This window comes from Arthrobacter sp. 05T423, from assembly GCF_056396245.1.
On sequence record NZ_JBFTLC010000005.1, the window covers coordinates 1 to 23,974 of the forward strand.

At 68.1% G+C, this 23,974-nt stretch carries 18 protein-coding genes; 5 read left to right on the top strand and 13 right to left on the bottom strand.

Features of this window, described 5'->3' with window-relative positions; genetic code table 11:
• Window positions 1-467: 467 nt before the first annotated feature.
• The 4 genes from tyrS to AC1DFE_RS05690 form a co-directional block, all read right to left on the bottom strand.
• A complete protein-coding gene (gene tyrS, locus AC1DFE_RS05675; protein ID WP_476904938.1) occupies window positions 468-1,781 on the bottom strand; it encodes a tyrosine--tRNA ligase in 1,314 nt (437 codons plus the stop codon).
• A gap of 92 nt (window positions 1,782-1,873) precedes the next feature.
• The gene (locus AC1DFE_RS05680) at window positions 1,874-4,102 is read right to left on the bottom strand and encodes a HelD family protein (RefSeq protein WP_476904939.1); all 2,229 of its coding nucleotides are present in this window, start codon (window positions 4,100-4,102) and stop codon (window positions 1,874-1,876) included.
• Window positions 4,103-4,275: 173 nt separating this feature from the next.
• The gene (locus AC1DFE_RS05685; RefSeq protein WP_476904940.1) at window positions 4,276-4,833 is read right to left on the bottom strand and encodes an adenine phosphoribosyltransferase; all 558 of its coding nucleotides are present in this window, start codon (window positions 4,831-4,833) and stop codon (window positions 4,276-4,278) included.
• Window positions 4,834-4,842: 9 nt separating this feature from the next.
• The gene (locus AC1DFE_RS05690) at window positions 4,843-5,481 is read right to left on the bottom strand and encodes a DNA-3-methyladenine glycosylase (RefSeq protein WP_476904941.1); all 639 of its coding nucleotides are present in this window, start codon (window positions 5,479-5,481) and stop codon (window positions 4,843-4,845) included.
• 111 nt (window positions 5,482-5,592) lie between these two features.
• Between AC1DFE_RS05690 and AC1DFE_RS05695 the strand changes: the two genes are divergently transcribed.
• Both AC1DFE_RS05695 and AC1DFE_RS05700 read left to right on the top strand, forming a co-directional pair.
• Window positions 5,593-7,293, top strand: a complete 1,701-nt coding sequence (locus AC1DFE_RS05695; RefSeq protein ID WP_476904942.1) for a DNA-3-methyladenine glycosylase 2 family protein — start codon at window positions 5,593-5,595, stop codon at window positions 7,291-7,293.
• Window positions 7,294-7,306: 13 nt separating this feature from the next.
• Complete coding sequence (locus tag AC1DFE_RS05700; protein ID WP_476904943.1) at window positions 7,307-7,816, top strand: methylated-DNA--[protein]-cysteine S-methyltransferase; 510 nt, start codon at window positions 7,307-7,309, stop codon at window positions 7,814-7,816.
• A 42-nt stretch (window positions 7,817-7,858) separates the two neighbouring features.
• On the opposite strand, the gene AC1DFE_RS05705 is transcribed toward AC1DFE_RS05700, so the two are convergent.
• The 9 genes from AC1DFE_RS05705 to argC form a co-directional block, all read right to left on the bottom strand.
• The gene (locus AC1DFE_RS05705; protein ID WP_476904944.1) at window positions 7,859-8,638 is read right to left on the bottom strand and encodes a maleylpyruvate isomerase family mycothiol-dependent enzyme; all 780 of its coding nucleotides are present in this window, start codon (window positions 8,636-8,638) and stop codon (window positions 7,859-7,861) included.
• Window positions 8,639-8,781: 143 nt separating this feature from the next.
• Window positions 8,782-10,245 (bottom strand): argininosuccinate lyase, encoded by a 1,464-nt coding sequence (gene argH, locus AC1DFE_RS05710; RefSeq protein ID WP_476905150.1) that lies wholly within the window; start codon window positions 10,243-10,245, stop codon window positions 8,782-8,784.
• Between the two features lie 35 nt (window positions 10,246-10,280).
• Window positions 10,281-11,486: an argininosuccinate synthase gene (locus AC1DFE_RS05715; protein WP_079551246.1), complete on the bottom strand. Its 1,206-nt coding sequence runs from the start codon at window positions 11,484-11,486 to the stop codon at window positions 10,281-10,283.
• Between the two features lie 74 nt (window positions 11,487-11,560).
• Window positions 11,561-12,097, bottom strand: a complete 537-nt coding sequence (locus AC1DFE_RS05720) for an arginine repressor (protein WP_476904945.1) — start codon at window positions 12,095-12,097, stop codon at window positions 11,561-11,563.
• Window positions 12,098-13,093, bottom strand: a complete 996-nt coding sequence (gene argF, locus AC1DFE_RS05725; RefSeq protein WP_476904946.1) for an ornithine carbamoyltransferase — start codon at window positions 13,091-13,093, stop codon at window positions 12,098-12,100. It lies immediately after the preceding gene.
• Window positions 13,090-14,358, bottom strand: coding sequence for an acetylornithine transaminase (locus AC1DFE_RS05730; protein ID WP_476904947.1), 1,269 nt, complete (start codon window positions 14,356-14,358; stop codon window positions 13,090-13,092). The genes argF and AC1DFE_RS05730 overlap by 4 nt, the downstream gene beginning before the upstream one ends.
• On the bottom strand, window positions 14,355-15,314 hold the full coding sequence (argB, locus tag AC1DFE_RS05735; RefSeq protein WP_476904948.1) for an acetylglutamate kinase: 960 nt from the start codon (window positions 15,312-15,314) through the stop codon (window positions 14,355-14,357). The genes AC1DFE_RS05730 and argB overlap by 4 nt, the downstream gene beginning before the upstream one ends.
• A 30-nt stretch (window positions 15,315-15,344) precedes the next feature.
• Entirely contained in the window at window positions 15,345-16,511 is a 1,167-nt protein-coding gene (gene argJ, locus AC1DFE_RS05740) for a bifunctional glutamate N-acetyltransferase/amino-acid acetyltransferase ArgJ (protein WP_476904949.1), read from the bottom strand.
• Window positions 16,508-17,539, bottom strand: coding sequence for an N-acetyl-gamma-glutamyl-phosphate reductase (gene argC / locus AC1DFE_RS05745; protein ID WP_476904950.1), 1,032 nt, complete (start codon window positions 17,537-17,539; stop codon window positions 16,508-16,510). The genes argJ and argC overlap by 4 nt, the downstream gene beginning before the upstream one ends.
• Window positions 17,540-17,724: 185 nt before the next feature.
• Between argC and AC1DFE_RS05750 the strand changes: the two genes are divergently transcribed.
• The 3 genes from AC1DFE_RS05750 (at window position 17,725) to AC1DFE_RS05760 (ending at window position 23,971) form a co-directional block, all read left to right on the top strand.
• Window positions 17,725-18,813, top strand: a complete 1,089-nt coding sequence (locus tag AC1DFE_RS05750) for a fatty acid desaturase family protein (protein WP_476904951.1) — start codon at window positions 17,725-17,727, stop codon at window positions 18,811-18,813.
• Between the two features lie 92 nt (window positions 18,814-18,905).
• On the top strand, window positions 18,906-19,871 hold the full coding sequence (locus AC1DFE_RS05755; protein WP_476904952.1) for a quinone oxidoreductase family protein: 966 nt from the start codon (window positions 18,906-18,908) through the stop codon (window positions 19,869-19,871).
• 167 nt (window positions 19,872-20,038) lie between these two features.
• Window positions 20,039-23,971, top strand: coding sequence for a Pls/PosA family non-ribosomal peptide synthetase (locus AC1DFE_RS05760; protein ID WP_476905151.1), 3,933 nt, complete (start codon window positions 20,039-20,041; stop codon window positions 23,969-23,971).
• Window positions 23,972-23,974 lie beyond the last annotated feature (3 nt).

Genomic DNA, 23,974 nt, shown 5'->3' on the forward strand with positions numbered 1-23,974 from the left:
GCGGACACCCGACTGCACAAAATTTGAAACCAGCCAAAAACACCAGACCACACCACGGAAGCGGATAGGCCCGGCAAATTCAACCAATTTAATAAAAAACCGGTATCAACAAACTTGGCACACTATTGAGTTCTCAAACAACAGACACATTCGAATACTTGTCGAAAATAAATCCTGGTTTATAACCGGGAATTTGTATTTCGCATTTCCTCGCTGCGATGTTTCCAGCTTATTTCATTCATTTTCACTTTGCAAATCCGGGTTATTCACCCGATATTCACTTCGTGGAACGAATCCGCCCAGCACTAATCGAAGCCTTTCTTCATTCATGCTTTGAAGTTGAAGAACTGCTTCTCAGTGAAGGGGGTCTGTCACCACTCAGCGGCGGCGACTCAGAAGACATTACACGCTCCCCCGCGGCCGTGCAAATCGGCTGCGGAGGAGCGTGCAATTTGTCCATTCCGGTGCTAGGAGCCGGACACCTGCACCGTGGCCAGGTTCTTCTTGCCCCGGCGCAGCAACAGGTACTTGCCGTGCAGCAGCTGGGACGGGGAAATCACCGCGTCCGGATCCGTGACTTTGGCGTTGTTGACGTAGGCGCCACCCTCGCCGACGACCCGGCGCGCCGCGGACTTGCTGTCCGACAGCCCCGAGGCCACCAGCAGATCGATGATGCCGAGGCCTGTCCCGTCCACAGAAGCAGACGGCAGTTCTGCAGTCGCAGCGGCAAGCGTCTGCTCGTCGAGCACCGACAGGTCGCCGTTGCCGAAAACAGCCGCGGAAGCAGCAATGACCTTTTCGGTGGCTTCAGCACCGTGGACCAGCGCGGTCGCTTCGTAGGCGAGCTTCCGCTGACCTTCGCGGGCGAACGGGCGCTCCGCGACAGACACGGCCACCTCTTCAATCTGGGCCCGGGTCAGGAAGGTGAACACCTTCAGCCGGTCCACAACATCCGCATCGGCGGTGTTCAGCCAGAACTGGTAGAAGGTGTAGGGGCTGACCATGGCCGAGTCCAGCCAGATGGCATTGCCCTCGCTCTTGCCGAACTTGGTGCCGTCAGCGTTGGTGATGAGCGGAGTGCCCAGTGCATGGACCGTCTTCCCCTCCACTTTACGGATCAGTTCGGTACCGCTGGTGAGGTTGCCCCACTGGTCGGATCCGCCGGTCTGCAGCATGCAGCCGTAGTCGCGGTAGAGCTGGAGGTAATCCATGCCCTGCAGGATCTGGTAGCTGAACTCCGTGTAGCTGATGCCTTCATCAGAGCTGAGGCGTGAAGCCACTGCGTCCTTGCGCAGCATGGTGCCCACGCGGAAGTGCTTGCCCACCTCGCGGAGGAAGTCGATCGCGCTCAGCGGTGCGGTCCAGTCCAGGTTGTTGACCATCCGGGCAGCGTTGGGGCCGTCAAAGCTGAGGAAGCGGCGGACCTGGGCCTGCAGGTAGCCGACCCACTCCGAAACGGTGTCCTTCGTGTTCAAGGTGCGTTCCGCCGTCGGACGCGGATCACCGATCAGCCCGGTGGAGCCGCCCACGAGGCCAAGGGGCTTGTGGCCGGCGAGCTGGAGCCGCCTCATGAGCAGGAGCTGGACCAGGTTTCCCAGGTGCAGGCTCGGCGCCGTGGGGTCGAATCCGCAGTAATACGTGACCGGTTCCCCGGCGAGGAGCTTTTCCAGTTCCACTTCGTCGGTGGACACGTGGACAAGTCCGCGCCATTTGAGCTCCTGCCAGATGTTGGCGAAGCTGGGGTCGTTCTGCTGGGATTCGAGGTCGTTTAGTTGTGACACGCCTTCTAAGTTAGCAGGATCAGCGGCACCCTGACCCTCGTGAAGGGCCGAAGGCAGGCCGGGCCGCGAACGGCCGGCCTGCCCTGGAAATATTAACGCTCGATGCCCGCCGGAACGTCCGCGGCCGCGATCAGCCGAAGGCGCTGCGTGGGGCGGGTCATGGCGACGTACAGATCGCCCACCCTGCCGTGCTCGTGGTTCAGCATGACGCTTGGTTCCAGGACCACGACGCCGTCGAATTCAAGTCCCTTGGCCTCCCGCGGGCTGATGACCACCACATCCTGTTCATAGCTGCCGGCACCGGTGCCCAGCCGGGAACCGTACTCCGCGCGCAGCGCCGCGGTGGCTTCCCGCAGCAGGTCGCCGTCGGCAATCACGGCGAGCAGACCGCCGTCGAGCGCCTGGAGCTCCTCGGGGAGAACCTCCACCAGCCGGCTCACGATGCCCGAATGCTCTACGCGGTCGATGATCGGCGACCAGCGGCCTTCGCGGACGGCCTTCGGCGCGGAAACCACCAGGCCGGCGGCATTGGCCATGCGCGCCGCCGCTTCGGCGATCTGTGAAGGCGTTCGGTAGTTCACCGTGAGCTCCTCCAGCTGCCAGCGGTCACCGAACATCGGGGCCAGGGCCCCCTGCCATGACTTCGCGCCGGCCACGGAACTCGTCTGGGCGATGTCCCCCACGATGGTGAAGGACTTGAGCGGGCAGCGGCGGACCAGGAGCCGCCACTGCATGGGCGACAGTTCCTGCGCCTCATCGACGACGATATGGCCGAAGGCCCAGGTGCGGTCGCTCGTGGCACGCTCGGCGGCCGTCAGACGGGCCTCGCGTTCCTCGTTCTGTTCAACGAGTTCCTCGGCAGACATCAGCACATCAACACCGGCCGACTCCATGTTGACCAGGGTCTGCCGGGCGTTGGCCAGCGCACGGGCCCGGTCCTGCTCCTGCTGGGCGAGGCCGCGGCCTGCAGCAGGATCCAGTTCGCCGAGCAACTCTGCTGCTTCGTCGAGCAGGGGGACGTCGGCCTCGGTCCAGGGCGCATCCGGGGCCCGCAGCAAGAGCTCGCGTTCCCTGGCGGTCAGGCCGGGGGTGCAGGCTTCGAGGAGCGCGGGCTTGCTGAGGAGCTCTTTCACGAGCTTCTCAGGGGTCATCGGCATCCAGCACAGGTTCAGCGCGATGCGCACGTCACGGGACGTCCGCACGTCCTCGGCGAGGTAGGAGCGGTCGGCGTTGTTGCCGATGTTGCCGGCCTCGACGAGCTCGGTCATCTGCTCCGTCAGCTCGCGGAGCAGGATCTTGACGAACGTAACGCGGGCCTCGTTGTGCGGCTTGCCGGTGGAGCGGGCGCGTTCACGGGCACGGCGGACCTGCCGGGGCGTGAGGGTCAGCTTGCGGCCGTCAACTTCCAGGATCCGGTTTTCCGCCGGAACGCGCTGCCGGTTGGCCACGGCGTTCGCGATGACGTCGGCCATGTCCAGCCTGCCCTTGATGGCGGCAACGTCGGCTTCCTGCTCCGGCACGGCGTTGATGCCCGGCATGAGCCTGCCGAGGCTGGCCATGACCACGCCGGTTTCCCCCAGCGACGGCAGGACGCGCTCGATGTATTTCATGAACGACGACGACGGGCCCACCAGCAGCACGCCGGCGGACTTGAGCCTGTCGCGGTGGGTGTACAGCAGGTAGGCGGCGCGGTGCAGTGCCACGGCGGTTTTTCCGGTGCCCGGCCCACCCTGGACCACGAGGGCACCGGAGATGGAGGACCGGATGATGCGGTCCTGCTCGGACTGGATGGTGCCCACGATGTCCGACATCCGGCCGGTGCGCTTGGAGTTCAGGGCGGCCAGCAGCGCGCCCTCGCCCTGCAGCGAGTCGGCGTCGGAAAGCATGTCCGCATCCAGGACGTCGTCCTCGATGGCCTTAACCTCCCGGCCCTGCAGGATCAGGTGCCGGCGCCGGCGCACGCCCTGCCGGTCAAATGCCGTGGCCTGGTAGAAGTGGCCGGCCTCGGGCGCACGCCAGTCGACCATGAGCCGGACGAGGTCCTCGGTGGTGAGTCCGATGCGGCCGATGTACTGCGCCTCGCCGGAGTCCAGGTCCAGCCGGCCGAACACCAGGCGGTCGTCGACGGCGTCAAGCTGGGCGAGGCGGTCCTCGTACAGGGCCGCGAAGGCGTCGCGTTCGGAAACGTTCTGCATGGTGCCGATTGCTCCCGCGCGGCGCACCTGCGCCAGCTGGGCGCGCTTTTCCGCGCGCAGTTCATCAAGCCGCGTGTACAGACCGGCTACGTAGTCCCGTTCGTGGGCCAAATCGGCGTCGAGCATCGTTCCCCTATCGCAAAAGACAGACCGTCCATTCTATAACCATTTCGGCTGGCGTGGCGGCTCTTGAGCTGCATAAGGCAGGTTATCTGACGGGGCGGGCCGCGCGCTCACCGACAAGACCGCCGGTCAGGGCCCGGAAAGCCGGAGTCACGGCGGCCCACGCGGGAAAGGGGTCAGAGCCTCAGCAGGGAACGCACGCGGTGCCCGGCAAGCGCGGACCGGCCGCGCAGCTCGCCGAGTTCCATCACCACGCCCACTCCGGACACGTGCACACCGCAGCGTTCGAACAGCCGTGCTGCTGCCCCGAGGGTGCCGCCTGTGGCGAGGACGTCGTCGAGGATCAACACCCGGCTGCCGGCCGCCAGATCCGTGGTGTGAAGTTCCAGCGTGGCCGTGCCGTATTCCAAGGCGTAGTCCTCCGAGTACACCGCTCGCGGCAGCTTGCCTGCCTTGCGCACGGTGACCACGCCGGTGCCGGTGGCATAGGCCGCGGCGGCGGCGAGCAGGAAGCCCCGGGCCTCGACGCCTGCCACTGCATCGAACTGCCCCTTGAACGGTTCCACGAGCGCCTCAACCACCGCGCGGAACGTGGGGCCGTCGGCGAAGACGGGGGTCAGGTCCTTGAAGCTGATGCCGGGCTTGGGGTAGTCCGGAACCGTGGCGCAGAGTCCCGAAATGAGTTCGTCAACGGGGCGGGACCTGGGCGCAGGGGCTTGTTCGCTGTGATTCACGCGTCAAGCCTACGCCCGCGGCGGGCGCGCCTTCGCAGCCTTGTAGCGGGACACGGTGGGGTCACCCGTGACCCAGAACCGCCACGGATAGTCGTGTGTGCCGCCGTGCCCGGCGACGCCGACCCGGGGCCCCGCGCTGACGTGGGCGGCGGGTGCCGGCGGCAGCACAAGACCAAACGGAGGGCCCAGTGCGTCCCGCCCGCTGTCCTCGGTGGTCAGCCCGAGCGCTGTGGCAAGCCTGGCGGGACCGCTGGCCAGGTCCTTTGCGGATTTCGACGCCGGCCGCCGCGCGAGGGCCAGCTCTCCGCCCTCAACAATTTCCCCTGCGCGCAGCAGGACAGCTGAGGCGTGGCCGGCCGGGCCGCAGACGATGTTGGCGCAGTAGTGCATGCCATAGGTGAAATAGACGTAGAGGTGGCCGGCCGGACCGAACATGGGAGCGTTCCTTCGGGTGGGGCCGCGGTAGGTGTGGGAGCCGGGGTCCGGGTGCAGGGAATCCACCGGTCCCATGTACGCCTCGAGTTCAGTGATCCTGACGGCGACGGAGCCGTCCTCGCTGGCATGGGTCAGGACGGCACCCAGCAGCAACGGGGCGATTTCCCGGGCATCGCCGGAGAGGAACTGCCGCACAGGGCCGCTGGTGGTCATGCCCCGACTTTACCGAAGCGTCTGTTGCCGGCCTGATGTCCGGGAAGCCACCTGTACGGCAATGTCCGATTTCCGCTAGCAGGGCACCGTTGCTGCTGGCAGGATGGAGTCATGGACTTCTGGCAGCGCTACCGCGCCATCGATGCGCGGGACACCCGCTTCGACGGGCAGTTCTATACCGCGGTGCGGACCACGGGCATCTACTGCCGGCCTTCGTGCCCGGCGAGGACGCCGAAGGCGGAGAACGTCACCTTCTACGAGACCTCCGCCGCGGCACACGATGCCGGCTACCGCGCGTGCAAGCGCTGCCTGCCTGAGGCTGTACCGGGCACACCGGCCTGGAACGTCCGTTCGGATACTGCCGGCCGGGCCATGCGGCTGATCAACGACGGCGTGATCAACCGCGACGGCGTCGAGGGGCTCGCCGCACGCTTGGGCTATTCTTCCCGGCAGCTGAACCGGATCCTCAGCCACGAACTCGGCGCCGGCCCGCTGTCCCTCGCCCGGGCCAGCAGGGCCCAGACCGCGCGCACGCTGCTGGTGTCCACCACGATGAAGCTCGCAGATGTGGCCTTCGCCGCGGGTTTCAGCAGCGTCCGCCAGTTCAACGAGACCGTGGCCGAGGTGTTCGACATGACGCCGACCGCACTGCGCAGCACCGCCAGGCACCATCCGTCCGCCCCCGCCAGCACCTCACTCACGCTGGCCCTCCCCTACCGTGAGCCGTTCGATCCCGGTGTGTTCAGCTTCCTTGCCGTCCGCGCCATTCCCGGGATCGAGGCCGGAACCGCAACGTCCTATGCCCGGACGCTGCGGCTTCCGCACGGCGACGCCCGGTTCAGCGTGGAATACACGGGTGCGGGGAACGGCAGCCTGGAGGGCGGCACGGCGTTTGGCGGCACGGCGTTGGGTAGCAAGCTGGCGTACGACGGCGGCCCGCACCGGCGGCCGCTGGTGCTCACCATTGGCGCGGTGGACCTGAGGGATCTGCCGGCCCTGCTGAGCAGGGTACGCAGGCTTTTTGACCTCGACGCAGACCCCGTCGCCATCGACGGGGCGCTTGGCGCCGACCCACGCCTAGCGGCGTCCGTCGCGGCAGCGCCCGGCATCCGCCTGCCGGGTGCCCTGGACCCACAGGAACTCCTGATCCGGGCCATGGTCGGGCAGCAGATCACGGTGGCCGCCGCGCGCACGGCCCTCACGCAGCTGGCCGCGGCCGGCAGCCCCAGCGCGGCCGCGGGCGACGGGCTTTCCAGGCTGTTCCCGTCACCGGCACAGATCGCAGAAGCGGGCGCGGAACTGCTGCGCGGCCCGCAGCGCAGAATAGACTCATTGCTGGCGGTTGCCGCGGCACTGGCCGGAAACAGGCTGGACCTTGGCTACGGCGACGACCTGGCCAGCCTTTCCGCCAAGCTGCTCCCGTTGCCCGGCGTGGGCCCGTGGACGGTGGGATACGTGGCCATGCGCGTCATCGGTGCGCCGGACATCTTCCTCGCCAACGACGCCGCGGTACGCAACGGAATCCGTGCACTGGCCGGCGGCGCGACCCTGGAAACCGGCGCGACCCTGGAAACCGGCGCGGGCCCGAACACCGCCGGCACTCCTGAAAGGGGCGCCGCGCCGTCGTCGGACTTCCGTGAAGTCAGCCCGTGGCGTTCGTACGCCACCATGCACCTCTGGCGGGCGGCCGCGGCTGGGTCCAAAGCGGCGGTGCCCAAAACAGCTGTCCGCAAGACAGCTGAACCCAAGACCGGTCTCCCCACAACCCCAACCGCCCGCAGGGCGCAGACAACGAAAGCGACAGTCCGATGAAAGCGACAGTGCAATGAAAGCCCAGCTGCTCACGATGACCACGCCGGACGGGCCGTTTACGATCATCGCCCGCGACGGCGTGGTGCTCGCCTCCGGCTGGACTGCCGACCCGCAGGACCTCACGGGCCAGATCCATCCGGACCTGCTGCCTGACGCCTACGAAGCGGCGGAGCATCTCGGCCCGATTTCCGCTGCCGTGGAGGCTTTCTACGAGGGCGATCCGGCTCCCGCCATGAGCGTGCCAGTCCTGCAGAAATCGGGCCCGTTCCGCGCCCATGCCTGGGACGTGCTCCGCACCGTCAGCCCGGGGGCACCGGTCACCTACACCGAATACGCGGAGCTGTCCGGCAACGCCAAGGCGGTCCGGGCTGCCGCCAGCGCCTGCGCCTTCAACGCGGCAGCGCTGTTCGTTCCGTGCCACCGGGTGGTCCGCACGGACGGCACAATGGGCGGCTTCCGCTGGGGACTGAGAATCAAGGAAAGCCTGCTGACCCGTGAAAAGCAGGGGCTCGCCGCAGTTTGAGCTGCTGCGCCCTGATCTGCGCGGCCTGGAATGCACCCTCAGCTATTTCGCCGGAACCCCGGAAGGCCACGGCAGCAGCTCCGGCAGGTCCACATCGTCGGCAGCGGCCGAGGCACGCAGGCTGCCAAGCGAAGGTTCCCGTCCGGCAAGCCAGGCGGCGATATCGGTGACCATGCCGCTGATGACCGTGGAACGGCCGCCGGTGCCGACGGTCACGGGAGGCATACCCAGCGGCTGCAGCACCAGCTTCTGGTCCTCGGGCACGCGTGCAGCGAGGAAGGCGAACAGGTGCTCGCAGAACGGCTTGCTCCACGTTTCCGGGCCGCGGCCGGTGTTGAGGTCTGAGGTGTGGATCACGAGCTCCCGCCAGAGGGCGAAGCCGCCGTCCAGGACCACTCCCCCACGGTAGGAGATGGGTGCGCGCCAGCCGTCAGCACTGGGCGCATCGTGAGCGGCGTCGGCATCGGCATCGGGAACGGGATCCAGCGAATCGAAGGCACGCAGCGCCCGCTCCAGCGCCGCGTCCAGGTCCGCGCGGTGCTCTTCCAGGGCATGCCCGGCGCTCATCTGGATGGCCTTCGTGCGGCCGTCATAACCGCCGTCGTACAGTTCCACCGTTTCGCCGCGCGCGGCGTACTCGAGCTGCCGGGCCATCGCGTTGGAGATGCCGGCGATGTGCGCGAGGACGTGCCCGCGGGTCCAGCCCGGAAGCGCGGAGGAAGCCGGGACGTCCTCCTCGGTGAGCTTGGCCGCAAGGGAGGCCACGGCGTCGGCCGCTTTGTGGAGTTCGGCGAGCAAAGCGTCAGGTGTGATCGCGGTCATGCCGCAATCGTAGCGGAGGGTTCAACCCCGTTAATGGAGGCCGGAACCAACCTTTAAACGCAGCGAGATGGCATTTCGCGGCAGTAGTTTCTAAAAACATTGCCGCGAAATGCCATCTCGCGCAGAAACGGGCGGGCAGTGTCCTATCCCGCGTACCCGCGGACGGCGTCGAGCTCGCCTTCCAGCACAGCCAGCTGACGTTCGACGGCGGCCGGTGCCGTGCCGCCCTGGGAGTTGCGGCTGTTGAGCGAACCTTCGGTGCTCAGGACGCTGCGGACCTCCGGGGTGAGGTGCTCCGAAATGGCGGCATACTCCTCATCCGTCAGGTCCCACAGCTCCACGCCGCGGCTCTCGGCCTGCTTCACGGCCGCACCGGACAGTTCGTGCGCCTCGCGGAAGGGCACGCCCTGGCGGACCAGCCACTCGGCGATGTCCGTTGCCAGCGCAAAGCCCTGCGGGGCCAGCGATTCCATCCGGTCGGCATTGAACTTCAGCGTGGCGATCATGCCCGAGACTGCCGGCAGCAGCAGCTCCAGCGTGTCGGCGGCGTCGAACACCGGTTCCTTGTCCTCCTGGAGGTCGCGGTTGTACGCGAGCGGCAGTCCCTTCAGCGTGGCCAGCAGGCCGGTGAGGTTGCCGATCAGGCGGCCGGCCTTGCCGCGGGCCAGCTCGGCCACATCGGGGTTCTTCTTCTGCGGCATGATGGACGATCCCGTGGAGTAGGAATCGTGCAGCGTGACGAAGGAGAACTCCTTGGTGGCCCAGAAGATGACTTCCTCCGAGATCCGGGACAGGTCCACGCCGATCATCGCGGCCACCCAGCCGAACTCGGCAAAGACATCGCGGGAAGCGGTGCCGTCGATCGAGTTGTGGACGGCGGAGAAGAAGCCCAGGTCCGCGGCCACGGCCTCGGGATCAAGGCCCAGCGAGGAGCCCGCGAGGGCACCGGAACCGTACGGCGAAACGCCGGCGCGCTTATCCCAGTCCTGAAGCCGCTGCACGTCGCGCAGCAGCGCCCAGGCGTGGGCAAGCAGATGGTGGCTGAGCAGGACGGGCTGCGCGTGCTGCAGGTGGGTGCGGCCCGGCATCGCCACGCCCTGGTGTGCCTTGGCCTGCTCCACCAGCGCGTCGATGGTGGCCAGCACGCCGCGGGCGATGATCCGGGCGTGGTCACGCAGGAACATGCGGCCCAGCGTGGCCACCTGGTCGTTGCGCGAACGCCCCGCCCGGAGCTTGCCGCCCAGCTGGGTCCCGGCGCGCTCGATCAGGCCGCGCTCCAGCGAACCGTGCACGTCCTCATCGGATTCCGCCGGCACGTAGGCGCCGGAGGCGACGTCCGCGTCCAGCTGCTCCAGGGCGGCGAGCATGCCTTCGAGTTCGGCGGCATCCAGCAGCCCGGCCTTGTGCAGCACGCGGGCGTGCGCCTTGGACCCTGCGATGTCGTAGCGGGCCAGCCGCCAGTCGAAGTGCGTGGACTTGCTCAGCGCAGCCAGGGCGTCGGCGGGGCCGCCGGCGAACCGGCCGCCCCAGAGTGCACCAGTGTTGGTCCCCGAGCGCGCCCCAACCTCGCTGCGCTCGGCCGGGGACCCCTGCGCTCGTGGGCCCATCTCGGACTTGGTGGTTTCCTGCTCAGCCACAGGGGCTACTTTCCTGCGACGCGGATGTCGCGGCCGGACGCAACCTTGGCGGACATGCCCCACAGCTCGATGAAGCCGCGCGCCATGGACTGGTCGAACGTGTCGCCGGTGTCGTAGGTGGCGAGGTCGAAGTCGTACAGCGAGGTCTCTGAGCGGCGTCCGTTGACGATCGCCTGGCCGCCGTGCAGCACCATGCGGATGTCGCCGGAGACATACTTCTGGGTGTCCTCGATGAAGGCGTCCAGGGAGCGCTTCAGCGGGGAGAACCACTGGCCGTCGTACACGAGTTCGGCCCAGCGCTGGCCAACGGTCGCCTTGAAGCGGGCCTGTTCGCGCTCGATGGTGATGTCCTCGAGGTGCTTGTGCGCGGTGATCAGCGCCATGGCACCCGGGGCTTCGTAGATTTCGCGGGACTTGATGCCCACGAGGCGGTCCTCGACGACGTCGATGCGGCCCACGCCCTGGGCGCCGGCGCGGCGGTTCAGTTCCTTGATGGCCTGCAGCGGGGTGACTTTGACGCCGTCGATCGCCACCGGAACGCCGGCTTCAAAGGAGATGGTGACCTCATCCGGTGCCGGCGGGAATTCCGGCGTGGCGGTGTAGTCGTAGATGTCCTTGGTGGGGGCGTTCCAGATGTCCTCAAGGTAGCCGGTTTCGACGGCGCGTCCCCAGACGTTCTGGTCGATCGAGTAGGGGTTCTTCTTGGTGGTCTCGATCGGCAGGCCCTTTTCCTCGGCGAAGGCGATGGCCTTGTCGCGGGTCAGGGCGAGGTCGCGGACGGGCGCGATGCATTTCAGGTCAGGCCCGAGGGTCTGGATGCCCACCTCGAAGCGGACCTGGTCGTTGCCCTTGCCGGTGCAGCCGTGCGCCACGGTGGTGGCGCCAAACTCGCGGGCGGCCTTGACCAGGTGCTTGACGATCACCGGACGCGAGATGGCGGAGACCAGCGGGTAGTGGCCCTGGTAGAGGGCGTTGGCCTTCAGCGTGGGCACGCAGTATTCGTTGGCGAACTCGTCAGACGCGTCAGCCACGTAGGCCTCGACGGCGCCGCAGCCGAGGGCGCGCTGGCGGATGGTCTCCAGCGATTCGCCGCCCTGTCCGACGTCGACCGCCACGGCGATGACCTCGGCGCCGGTGGCTTCACCGATCCAGCCGATGGCTACGGAAGTATCCAGGCCGCCTGAGTAGGCCAGAACAATACGCTCAGTCACGGAACATGCTCCTTAGTTGTTGTTTTTTGTCAGTTTGACTGTTGTTGTTTGCCGAGTAAGGACTCGGCCGGACGCTACTGGCCCGTTCCGGCTTCCTCGGCGAGCTGCAGGAACCGCGCGGCCAGTTCCGGCCCGCCCAGCGGGTCCCGGGCCACGAGCAGCACGGTGTCGTCCCCGGCGATCGTGCCAAGGATCGCCGGCATCACGGAATGGTCGATGGCGAGGGCCAGGAAGTTCGCCGCGCCCGGCGGCGTCCTGAGCACCACGAGGTTGGCGGAGGCCTCTGCAGTGACCAGCAGCTCGCCGCAGAGCCTGGCCAGCCTTGCGTCGAGGATCTCCTGGCTCACCCCGCTCTTGGCCGCCCGCTCCCCGCCTTCGCCCGGGACGGCGTACACAAGCACGCCCTCCTTGCCGCGGACGCGGACGGCGCCAAGCTCCACCAGGTCACGCGACAGCGTAGCCTGGGTGACCTGCACGCCGTCGTCCGCGAGCAGCGCCGCGAGCTCGGCCTGCGAACGCACCGACTCGCCGGTCAGGATCGCGGTGATCCGCGCCTGGCGGGCCGTCTTGGTGGCCGGGCTCGCGCCGGGGGAAGGAACGGGGACGGACAACTACGCCTGCCCTGCCAGGGGCCGCAGCCCGTCGACGACGGCCAGCCCGGACTGGTGCATGAGCCAGGCCATGAGCCCCTTTTGCGCATGCAGGCGGTTCTCGGCCTCGTCCCACACGATGGACTGCGGGCCGTCAATCACGCCGGCGGAGATCTCGTAGCCGCGGTAGGCGGGGAGGCAGTGCAGCACCACGGCGTCAGCGGCCGCCTGCGCCAGCGCAGCCTCGTCCACGGAGTATTCACGGAACAGCTTCATCCGCGATTCCTTTTCCGCTTCCTGGCCCATGGAGACCCAAGTATCGGTGGCGACGACGTCAGCCCCCTTGAGTGCCTCCGCCGCGTCCGTCGTGATGAGGACGGATCCGCCCGTCTCAGCGGCACGTTCCTGGGCGGCGGCCACGATGCCGGCCTCAGGCAGGTACCCCTCGGGGCCGGCGATGCGGACGTGCATGCCGGCAGTGACGCCGGCCAGCAGGTAGGAGTTGGCCATGTTGTTGGCGGCGTCACCGAGGTACGCCATGGTGAGGCCCTTGAGTTCGCCCTTGTGCTCCTTGACGGTCAGGAGGTCAGCCAGCAGCTGGCAGGGGTGGTAGTCGTCGCACAGGGCGTTGATGACCGGAACTTTGGAGTTTTCGGCCATGGCAACGAGGCCTGAGTGCGCGCCGGTCCGCCACACGATGGTGGAAACCATGCGCTCGAGGACCTTGGCGGTGTCCTCCACGGATTCCTTGTGGCCGATCTGCGCCTCGCCCGGGTTGATGATCAGGGCGTTGCCGCCCATGTCCGCCACGCCGGTGGCAAAGGAGACCCGGGTCCGGGTGGAGGTCTTGTCGAAGATGACAGCCACAGTCTTGCGGCCGCTGCCTTCCGCGGCGAACGGCTGGACGCTGTACGGCGCAGCCTTCATGCGGCCCGCTAATTCCAGGACCTCCGCCTGCTCGGCAGGGCTGAGGTCCGTGTCCTTGAGGAAGTGGCGGATGGTGCCTGTGGAAGTCACTGTGCGTCCTTTGCGGTTTGCAGGATGGCCGGAAGGGCGGCCAGGAAACGGTCCGCCTGCTCGATGGTCAGGATGAGCGGCGGCGCCAGCCGGATGGTGCGCGGGCCGGGGCTGTTGATGATGAAGCCGGCGTCCAGGGCTGCGGTCACGGCGGCGGGGGCGACGTCGGCGTCCAGGTCGAAGCCGATCAGCAGTCCCTCGCCGCGCACCTCGGTGACACCGTCGACGGCGGCCAGCGCCAGCCGGACATGCCCACCTACCGTGCGGACGTTGTCCAGCACGTGCTGGCTTTCGATGGCGTGCAGGGTGGCCAGGGCCGCCGCGGTGGCAACAGGGTTGCCGCCGAACGTGGTGCCGTGCTGCCCTGCGGACAGCAGCGACGACGTCTTCTCGCCGAACGTGACGAGCGCGCCGATCGGGAAACCGCCGCCTAGGCCCTTGGCCAGGGTGATGGCGTCCGGCACGATCCCGGCGTCCTCGCTGGCCAGCCACTTGCCCGTGCGCGCGATGCCGGTCTGCACCTCATCGAGGATCAGCAGGGCACCGGCGTCCGCGGTGAACTCGCGGGCTGCCTTCAGGTAGCCGGCCGGAAGGGGCCGGACGCCCGCCTCGCCCTGGATCGGCTCCAGGAAGACGGCAGCCACGGTGTCATCGACGGCGTTGCGCAGCGCCTCGATGTCTCCGAAGGGGATGTGCTCAACGCCGCCGGGCATCGGCTCGAAGGGCGCGCGGTAGGCCTCCTTGGCGGTGAGCGCCAGTGCGCCCATGGTCCGGCCGTGGAATGCGCCTTCGAGCGCGATGATCCGGGTCCGGGGCTTGCCGCCGGCCTCCCCGCCGGGAGAACCCGAGTTCCGGCGGGCCAGCTTGAAGGCGGCCTCGTTGGCTTCGGTGCCGGAGTTGGTGAAGAACACCTTGGAGCCGGCCGGCGCTGCACTGAGTTCCAGCAGCTTTTCGGCCAGGGCGATCTGCGTGGGGCTCGTGAAGAAGTTGGAGACGTGCCCCAGGGTGGCCAGCTGGCTGGAGATCACCGAGGTCACGAACGGGTGGGCGTGGCCCAGCGCGTTGACGGCGATGCCGCCGAGCAGGTCCAGGTACTCCTTGCCGTCGGCGTCCCAGACGAGGCAGCCCGCACCGCGGACCAGCACCCGCTGGGGCGTGCCGAAGACGCCCATGAGCGACGACGAGTAGCGCGCCAGCCACTCCGAACCTGCATGGCCGCTGGTTTCAACCAGATCGGTCACCGAGGACTTTTCCATAGTGTTCATCCGTTCGTCTCCTCGTCCGGGACAACCTGGGTGCCGATGCCCGCCGTCGTAAATGTTTCAAGAAGCATTGAATGGGGCAGCCGGCCGTCCACGATGTGCGCCCGCTCCACGCCCTCGTCGATCGCCTTGAGGCAGGCGGCCATCTTGGGAATCATGCCGGATTCGAGCCTGGGCAGCATGTCCCGCAGCTCGGAGGCCGTCAGGGACGAAATGAGCGAGGACCTGTCCGGCCAGTTGGCGTAGAGGCCTTCGACGTCGGTCAGGATGACCAGCTTCGAGGCGCCCAGCGCGGAGGCCACGGCCGCCGCCGCGGTGTCCGCGTTGACGTTCAGGACCTGGCCGGTGGGCTGGAAACGCGCGGTGCCCGCCACGCCCTCACCGGCGTCGGTGATCTCCGGGGCGACGGTGGAGATTACGGGGATCCGGCCGGCGTCGAGAATGTCCACGATGCCGGCGGGGTCAACTCCGACCACCTCGCCCACGAGCCCGAGGTCCACCTCCTCGCCGTCAACCACGGTGCCGGTGCGGACGGCGCGCAAGAGGCCGCCGTCCTCACCGGACATGCCGACGGCGTAGGGCCCGTGCGAGTTGATCAGGCCCACCAGTTCACGGCCCACCTGGCCGGTGAGGACCATGCGCACCACGTCCATCGCCTCGGGCGTGGTCACACGCAGGCCGCCCTTGAACTCCGATTCGATGCCGAGCCTGCCCAGCATCGAGTTGATCTGCGGGCCGCCGCCGTGCACCACCACGGGGTGGATGCCCACGTGGTGGAGGAACACGACGTCCTCGGCGAAGGCGCGGCGCAGTTCGTCGTTGACCATGGCGTTGCCGCCGTACTTGATCACCATGGTGGTTCCGGCGAAGCGCTGGATCCACGGCAGGGCCTCGATGAGCGTGCCTGCCTTGTCTTGGGCATCACTCATGGACGTTGACTCGCGGGTCTGGGTGTTCATGCGGCTGGTTCTCCAGGGTTGCCGGCGGATCTAGCTTGAGTAGGCGCTGTTCTCGTGCACGTAGTCGTGCGTGAGGTCGTTGGTCCAGATGGTAGCTTCCGCTTCGCCGGCCTGCAGGTCGATCTCCACGAGCACTTCGCGCGGCTCCAGGTCCACCAGCTTGCGATCCTGGCCGATGCCGCCGTTCTGGCAGATCTGGATGCCGTTCATGGACACGTTGAGCTGGTCCGGTTCGAACGCGGCATCTGTGGTTCCCACGGCGGAGAGCACGCGGCCCCAGTTGGGGTCCTTGCCGAAGATGGCTGCCTTGAAGAGGTTGGAGCGGGCCACAGCGCGGCTGACGGTTTCGGCGTCACGCTCGGTGGCGGCGTTGAATGTCCGGATCGCGATGTCGTGGCTGGCGCCCTCGGCGTCGCCGATCAGCTTGCGGGCCAGATCGGCGCAGACCTGGGTGAGGCCCTCGCCGAAGGTCTCCGCGGACGGGACGGCCTTGGACGCGCCGGAGGCCAGCAGCACGACGGTGTCGTTGGTGGACATGCAGCCGTCGGAGTCGGCACGGTCGAAGGTGACGCGCGTGGCATCGCGGAGGACGAGGTCGAGCATTTCCGGCTGGACGTCGGCGTCCGTGGTGAGCACCACCAGCATGGTGGCAAGCCCGGGCGCCAGCATGCCGGCGCCCTTGGCGATGCCGCCGATGGTGTATTCATTTCCCTCGGCGTCCGCGCCGGTGAAGACGGCCTGCTTGGGCACCGTGTCGGTGGTCATGATGGCCGTGGCGGCCTCGGCTCCCCCGTCGGCGCGCAGGGCTGCTGCGGCGGAGTCGATGCCCGGAACGATCTTGTCCATGGGCAACTGCTCGCCGATCAGGCCGGTGGAACACACAAACACGTCGGTGGCGGACAGGCCCAGTGCCTCGGCGGTCTTCTCCGCCGTCGTGTGCGTGTTCTGGAAGCCCTGCGGCCCGGTGCACGCGTTGGCGCCGCCGGAGTTGAGGATCACCGCGTCGACGCGGCCGTCCGAGACCACCTGGCGGGACCAGTGGACGGGCGCCGCGGCAACCCGGTTGGAGGTGAAGACGGCGGCCGCCGCCTTCGACGGTCCGTCGTTGACCACGAGGGCCAGATCCGGATTTCCTGAGGCCTTGAGGCCGGCCGTGACGCCGGAGGCACGGAATCCCTTGGGGGCGGTAACGGTCACGGGGCAACTCCCTGCAGGTTGAGGCCGGCGGTCTCCGGCAGGCCAAGGGCAATGTTCATGGACTGCACCGCTCCACCGGCGGTGCCTTTGGTCAGGTTGTCGATGGCGCACGTGACAATGACGCGCCCGACGTGCGCGTCGAAGGCCAGCTGCATGGCGGCGTGGTTGGAGCCCTGCACGGACTTGGTGGTGGGCCACTGGCCTTCCGGCAGCAGGTGGACGAACGGCTCGTCGTCGTACGCCTCCGCCCAGGCACGGCGCAGTTCCTCGGCGCCGACGCCGGGCTTGACCCGCGCGGTGGCGGTGGTGAGGATGCCGCGGCTCATGGGAGCCAGGGTGGGCGTGAAGGAAACCGTCACCGGCTCGCCGGAGGCGTTGGACAGGCCCTGCTCGATCTCCGGCGTGTGACGGTGGCCGCCGCCCACGCCATAGGGGCTCATGGAGCCCATGACCTCGGCGCCGATGAGGTTCACCTTCGCCGCCTTGCCGGCCCCGGAGGTGCCGGAGGCGGCGACGATGACGACGTCGTTCCCCTCGAGCAGGCCGCCGGCGAACCCGGGTGTGAGGGCGAGCAGCGCCGACGTCGGGTAGCAGCCCGGCACGGCGATCCGGTTGGCGCCCTTGAGCTTTTCGCGCTGGCCCGGCAGCTCGGGCAGGCCGTACGGCCACGTCCCGGCGTGGTCCGAGCCGTAAAACTTTTCCCAGGCTGCGGCGTCCTCCAGGCGGTGGTCCGCGCCGGCGTCGATCACCACCGTGCCCTCGGGGAGCTTGGCCGCGATCTCGGCAGAGGCACCGTGCGGGAGGGCCAGGAACACGACGTCGTGCCCGGACAGGTTCTCCACGCTGGTGTCCTCGAGAATCCTGCTGGCCAGGCCATGGAGATGCGGCTGCAGTTCGCCTAGTCTGGAACCGGCGTTGCTGTGTGCCGTGATGGCCCCGATGGTGACATCCGGATGGCCGGCCAGGAGGCGGAGGACTTCGCCGCCCGCGTAGCCGCTGGCGCCGGAAACGGCAACAGAAATAGTCATGAACACGACTATACAGCAAGACTATGCATAGGTCCCGATATTTATGCATGCGATGGATTCTGCCCGTAAACCCACTGCCCCGGGGGTTTGGAGCGTCAGCGTATGCTGGCAGAAGGGTGAGCTTGACCGTGCGGTCCGAATGTCGGCTGCAGCGTTGCCCGTAACAGTTACGAGGCGCCGCGTCCATGACCCCCACCACCACTTCGGAGCGCCCGCAGACGCGCGTCCGGCAACCAAACGCCGTTGTGCAGAGCTATTCCGAACTCCTTAAGAGCGTCAAGGCAGCCGGGCTGCTCGAGCGCCGTGTGGGTTTCTACATCACCCTGTTTTCCAGCCTGGTTCTCCTGATGACCGCGGCCTGGTTCGGTTTCGCGCTGATCGGCGACAGCTGGTTCCAACTCCTGATCGCTGCCGCGGTGGGCATCCTCTGCACCCAGCTGAGCTTCCTGGCCCATGAGGCCGGGCACCGGCAGATTTTCGCCTCCCGTCGGGCCAACGACTGGACCGCCCGCATCCTGGCCACCTCCGTAGCCGGCATGAGCTACTCCTGGTGGGAGCAGAAGCACGGTGCGCACCACAACCACCCGAACGTGATCTCCAAGGACCCGGACATCGCCCCCGGTCCCATCGCCTTCCACACTGAAGCGGTGGCCGACCGGCAGGGCAGGTTCGCTTTCCTGACCCGCAAGCAGGGCTGGTTCTTCTTCCCGCTGCTGTTCCTGGTGGGCCTGGGGCTTCAGATCGATTCGGTGAAGTTCGTCCTCCGCCGGGCCAAGGTCACGCACCGCTGGGTAGAGCTTCCCATCCTGCTTGTCCGCCTCGGCAGCCTACCCGCCCTGGCCTTCACCTTCCTGCCGCTGGGCATGGCTGCCGCCTTCATCGGCGTGCAGCTCGCTGTTTTCGGCTTCTACATGGGTGCGTCCTTTGCACCCAACCACAAGGGCATGCCGGTCCTTCCGGCAGACAGCCGCGTTGACTTCCTTACCCGCCAGGTCCTCACATCACGCAACATCTCCGGCGGCCGGTACATGGATATCCTGCTCGGCGGCCTGAACCGCCAAGTGGAGCATCACCTCTTCCCGGACATGGCCCGGCCCCAGCTGCATAAGGCAACCGCGATTGTGCGCCAGCACTGCGACGCACAGGGCATTCCCCTTACCGAGACCACGCTGGCCGCGTCATTCGGGATCGTTGTCCGTTACCTCAATGAGGTGGGACTCGCGGCGGGACGCCGCTTCGAATGCCCCATGGCTGCGGTCTCCCGGCGATACTGACCGGCTGCCCCGACTTCGCCTGTACCGCTCGTGTCCCTAGGATGAGTTGAGGAAGGGTGCCGGAGGTCCCGGCCCGGAAAAGGAGAAATTCCATGACGCACGCCATCGTCGCCCGGCAGCCGGGCGGACCGGAGGTCCTGGACTTCACGGAGATCGACCGCCCTGTCCCCGGACCCGGCCAGCTGCTGGTGAAGGTAGCGGCAACGGGCGTCAACTTCATTGATACGTACCAGCGCAGCGGCACCTACAAGGTGGCCTACCCCTTCACCCCCGGATCCGAAGCGGCCGGCGTCGTCGAGGAAGTCGGCGCGGGCGTGGAGGACTACACGGTGGGAAGCCGGGTAGCCACGGCCGAGGGAACCGCGTGCTACGCCGGGTACATCGTGCTGGACTCCGCAAAGGCCCTGCCCGTGCCGGACGGCGTGGACGATCACACCGCCGCGGCGCTCCCCCTCCAGGGCATGACGGCGCATTACCTGATCAACTCGTCGTTCCGCGTTGAGCCCGGGCACAACGTGCTGGTCCACGCCGGCGCCGGCGGGGTGGGACTGCTGCTGATCCAGCTCCTGAAAGCCCGCGGCGCCCGCGTCATCACCACCGTTTCCACTGATGAGAAGGAATCCCTGGCCCGGGGTGCCGGCGCCGACGAGGTGCTGCGCTACGACGGCTTCCTCGACGCCGTCCGGGACCTGACCCACGGCGCCGGCGTGAATGTGGCGTACGACGGCGTGGGAAAGGACACGTTCGACGACTCGCTGGCCAGCCTGCGCACCCGCGGTTCGCTCGTACTCTTCGGCGCGGCGTCCGGACCCGTTCCGCCGGTGGACCCGCAGCGGCTCAATGCCGGCGGCTCGCTGACCCTGACGCGCCCTTCCCTGGCCCACTTCCTCGGCAACCCGCAGGAACGGCTCTGGCGCTCCACGGAAATCTTCGGCGCCGCGGCCGACGGCAGCCTCAACGTCCGCGTTGGCGCCACCTACCCGCTGGCCGAGGCCCGCCGGGCGCACGAGGACCTCGAGGGCCGGCGCACCACGGGCAAGGTCCTGCTGGTCCCGTAACGCCGGTCTGTAACGCCGGCCCCTAAGAAGGCAGCCCCTGATGAACAGAGGGGAAACGATGTCACCTTCCGTTCATCTTGCTGCGAAAGAATCCAGCCGTGACTGAGCCGCTTCCGCAAACCATCGACGCCACAGCACCCTCGGCCACCGGCACGCCGGCGGCGGCCATGCTGCACGCAGCGCAATTCCCGGGCGCTGCTGCCACCCCGCCGGAGCGGACGCTGGTGGACGTCCTGGCCGACACCGCCGCGCGCTTTCCCGACGCTTCCGCGCTCGACGATAGCCGCAGGTCCCTGAGCTACGCCCAGCTCCTCGCCGAGGTCAAGGCCGAGGGCCGGCGGCTGCACCAGGCAGGCCTCGGAGCGGGCGACAAGATCGGGGTCCGGATCCCGTCGGGCACCAACGAGCTCTACATCGCGATCCTTGCCATCCTGCTGATCGGCGGCGCCTACGTGCCGGTGGATGCGGACGACCCTGACGAACGGACCAAACTGGTGTTCGGCGAGGCCCGGGTGGCCGCCATCCTGCGCGCCAACGGGGAGATCGTCACGGACAACAAGCATCCACGCCCCTTCCCTGCCCCGCGCCCGGCTACGCCCGACGACGACGCCTGGGTCATCTTCACGTCCGGCTCCACCGGAACACCCAAGGGCGTGGCCGTGCGGCACCGGTCTGCGGCCGCGTTTGTGGACGCGGAGGCCCGGATCTTCCTGCAGGCCGAGCCGGTGGGGCGGCAGGACCGCGTCCTCGCCGGCCTTTCGGTGGCCTTCGACGCGTCGTGTGAAGAGATGTGGCTGGCCTGGCGCCATGGCGCCTGCCTGGTGCCTGCCCCGCGGGCCCTGGTCCGCACCGGCATGGACCTCGGCCCGTGGCTGATCAGCCACGGCATCACCGTGGTCTCCACGGTCCCCACGCTTGCGGCGCTGTGGCCGGCCGAGGCCCTCGAGAACGTGCGCCTGCTGATCTTCGGCGGTGAGGCCTGCCCGCCGGAGCTGGCCGAGCGCCTCGCCGTGGACGGCCGCGAGGTCTGGAACACCTACGGACCCACCGAGGCGACGGTCGTGGCGTGTGCCGCACCCCTGGGCGGTACCGGTCCGGTCAGGATCGGACTCCCCCTGGACGGCTGGGACCTGGCCGTGGTGGGCCCGGACGGCGTCCCGGTCACCGAGGGCGAAGTCGGCGAGCTCATCATCGGCGGCGTCGGGCTGGCCCGCTACCTCGATCCTGCGAAGGACGCGGAGAAGTATGCGCCCATGCCCTCGCTGGGCTGGGAACGCGCCTACCGCTCCGGCGACCTGGTCCGCTTCGAAAACGCCGGCCTGATCTTTATGGGACGCGCCGACGAACAGGTCAAGCTCGGCGGACGCCGGATCGAACTGGGCGAGATCGACGCCGCCCTGCAGTCCCTTCCGGGTATTGCAGGCGCCGCCGCCGCGGTTCGCACCACGGCGGCCGGCAATCAGGTCCTCGTGGGTTACCTGGCTCATGCCGGCGGAACAGACCCCACACCGGACCGTCCTTCCTTGGACCTTGCCGCGTTCCGTGAACTGCTGTCCGCCACGCTGCCGGCGCCACTCATCCCGATGCTGACCGTCGTCGAGACCCTGCCCACCAAGACCAGCGGGAAAGTCGACCGGCACGCGCTCCCATGGCCCCTGCCGGGTGCCGGCGCCGCGGACGCGGATGCCGCACCGCTGAACCTGCCGGAGGATTCGCAGTGGATCGCTGACCAGTGGGAGGCCGTCCTGGGCAGCAGCGTCGCCGGCCTCGACGCGGACTTCTTCGCGCACGGCGGCGGTTCGCTGGCAGCCGCCCAGCTCGTCTCCGCCCTGCGGCTCCGCTACCCCACTATTACCGTCGCTGACATTTACGCCACCCCGCGCATCGGAGCTTTGATCGAGGCGGCCCGCCAGTCACTGCCCGACGGCGTCTCCGGAGGCCCTGCCCCGGAACGGCCCGTCCGCCCCACGGCACTGAAGTCACAGGTCTTCCAGACCCTCATGGGCATCCCGTTGCATATTCTGGCGGGCATGCGCTGGCTGACTTACCTGATGGCCGCCAACAACGTCCTGTTCGCGTTTGCGGGGTTCACGGCCGCGCCCACGGTGTCGTGGTGGTGGGTGGCCGCGTCCTGGCTGGTCTTTGTGAGCCCGGCGGGAAGGATGGCCATCTCGGTTGCCGCCGCCCGCCTCCTGCTGCGCAGTCTGCAGCCCGGAACCTACCCGCGGTCCGGCAAGGTTCACCTGCGCCTGTGGCTGGCCGAACAGATCCAGGACCTCTCCGGCGCCATTAGCCTCGCCAGTGCACCGTGGGTGCCCTACTACGCACGGGCCCTCGGCGCCAAGGTGGGACGCGACGTCCATTTGCACTCGCTGCCCCCGGTGACGGGCTTCCTTACCTTGGGCCGCGGCTGCAACATCGAGCCCGAAGTGGACCTGTCCGGGTGGTGGATCGACGGCGACCTCGTCCGCATCGGACACGTCCACGTCGGGGCGGAGGCCACCGTGGGGGCCCGCAGCACCCTCATGCCCGGTGCCAGCATCGGCGCCGGGGGCCAGGTGGAACCGGGCTCGGCGGTCCTGGGAAAGGTCAAGTCGGGCCAGGTGGTGGCCGGGTCCCCCGCAGAACGCCGGGGAAAGGCCAGGCACGAGTGGCCGGAGGGGCAGCAGGTCAGTTCGTTCCTTGGCAGACTCTGGTTCACGGCCTTCGCAGCCGCGTCCGCCGTCCTCGCGCTGATTCCGTACGCGGCCGGGGTGGCCGCTGCCCTGGTGGTCTACCTGTTCATCAGGGGCAGCGGGTCGCTGCTCACTGCCTGGCCGCAGGTGCTGGCGTCGCTGCCGCTCGCCGCCCTGACATGGTTCCTCATCAATTTGCTGCTGATCCTGGGCACCACCCGGCTGCTGGGAATCGGCCTGCAGGAGGGCTACTACCGGGTCCGCAGCCGCGTCGGCTGGCAGGTGTGGGCCACGGAGCGGGTGCTCGACATGGCCCGTGACCTGCTGTTCCCGATTTATGCGAGCCTGTTCACCCCAGTCTGGCTGCGGCTCCTGGGGGCAAAGGTGGGAAAGAATGTGGAAGCCTCCACGGTCCTGCTGCTGCCGTCCATGACCACGGTGGGTGAGGGTGCCTTCCTGGCCGACGACACCATGGTGGCCCCGTACGAGCTCGGCGGAGGATGGATCAGGATTGCGCCGGCCAAAATCGGAAAGCGCTCCTTCCTGGGCAACTCCGGCATGACCGCGGCGGGGCGCAGCGTGCCCAAGAACTCCCTCGTCGCGGTCCTGTCCGCCACGCCCGGCAAGGCCAAGTCCGGCTCCTCTTGGCTGGGCAGCCCGCCCGTCCGGCTGCGGCGCACCGCGGTGGCATCGGACAGCACCCGCACCTTCCAGCCGCCGGCGAGGCTCAAGGTGGCCAGGACCCTCTGGGAGCTGTGCCGGTTTGTGCCGGTGGCGCTCACGGTCGGCCTGGCCCTCGCCGTGATGCTGGCCTTTGACTGGATCGCAGCCTCCCTTGGCTACGCGGCCGCCGCTGCACTCGGGGGCGTGGTCCTGCTGCTCGCCGGCGGGGTGGCGGCAGGCTCCTCGGTGGCCGCCAAGTGGCTGCTCGTGGGCCGGATCAAGGCCGGCGAACACCCGCTGTGGAGCTCCTTCATCTGGCGCAACGAGGTGGTAGACACCTTCATCGAAATGGTCACTGCGCCATGGTTCGCCCGGTCGGCCAGCGGGACACCTGCCCTCGTGTGGTGGCTGCGCGCCCTCGGTGCCAGGATCGGCCGCGGCACCTGGTGTGAAAGTTACTGGCTGCCCGAGGCGGACCTGGTGACGCTCGGCGCCAGCTCCACGGTCAACCGCGGCTGCGTTGTCCAGACCCACCTTTTCCACGACCGCGTCATGAGCATCGACGCTGTTACGCTCGAAGACGGGGCGACGATGGGCCCGCACGGCGTCATTCTGCCGCAGGCGAGGATTGGCAAGGGCGGGACCGTTGGTCCGGCGTCCCTGGTGATGCGGGGCGAGACAGTTCCGGCCGGGACCTACTGGATGGGCAATCCGGTGAGCCCCTGGACCGGGCCCGGCGTCCCCGCGCCGCGTCTCAAATAGAAA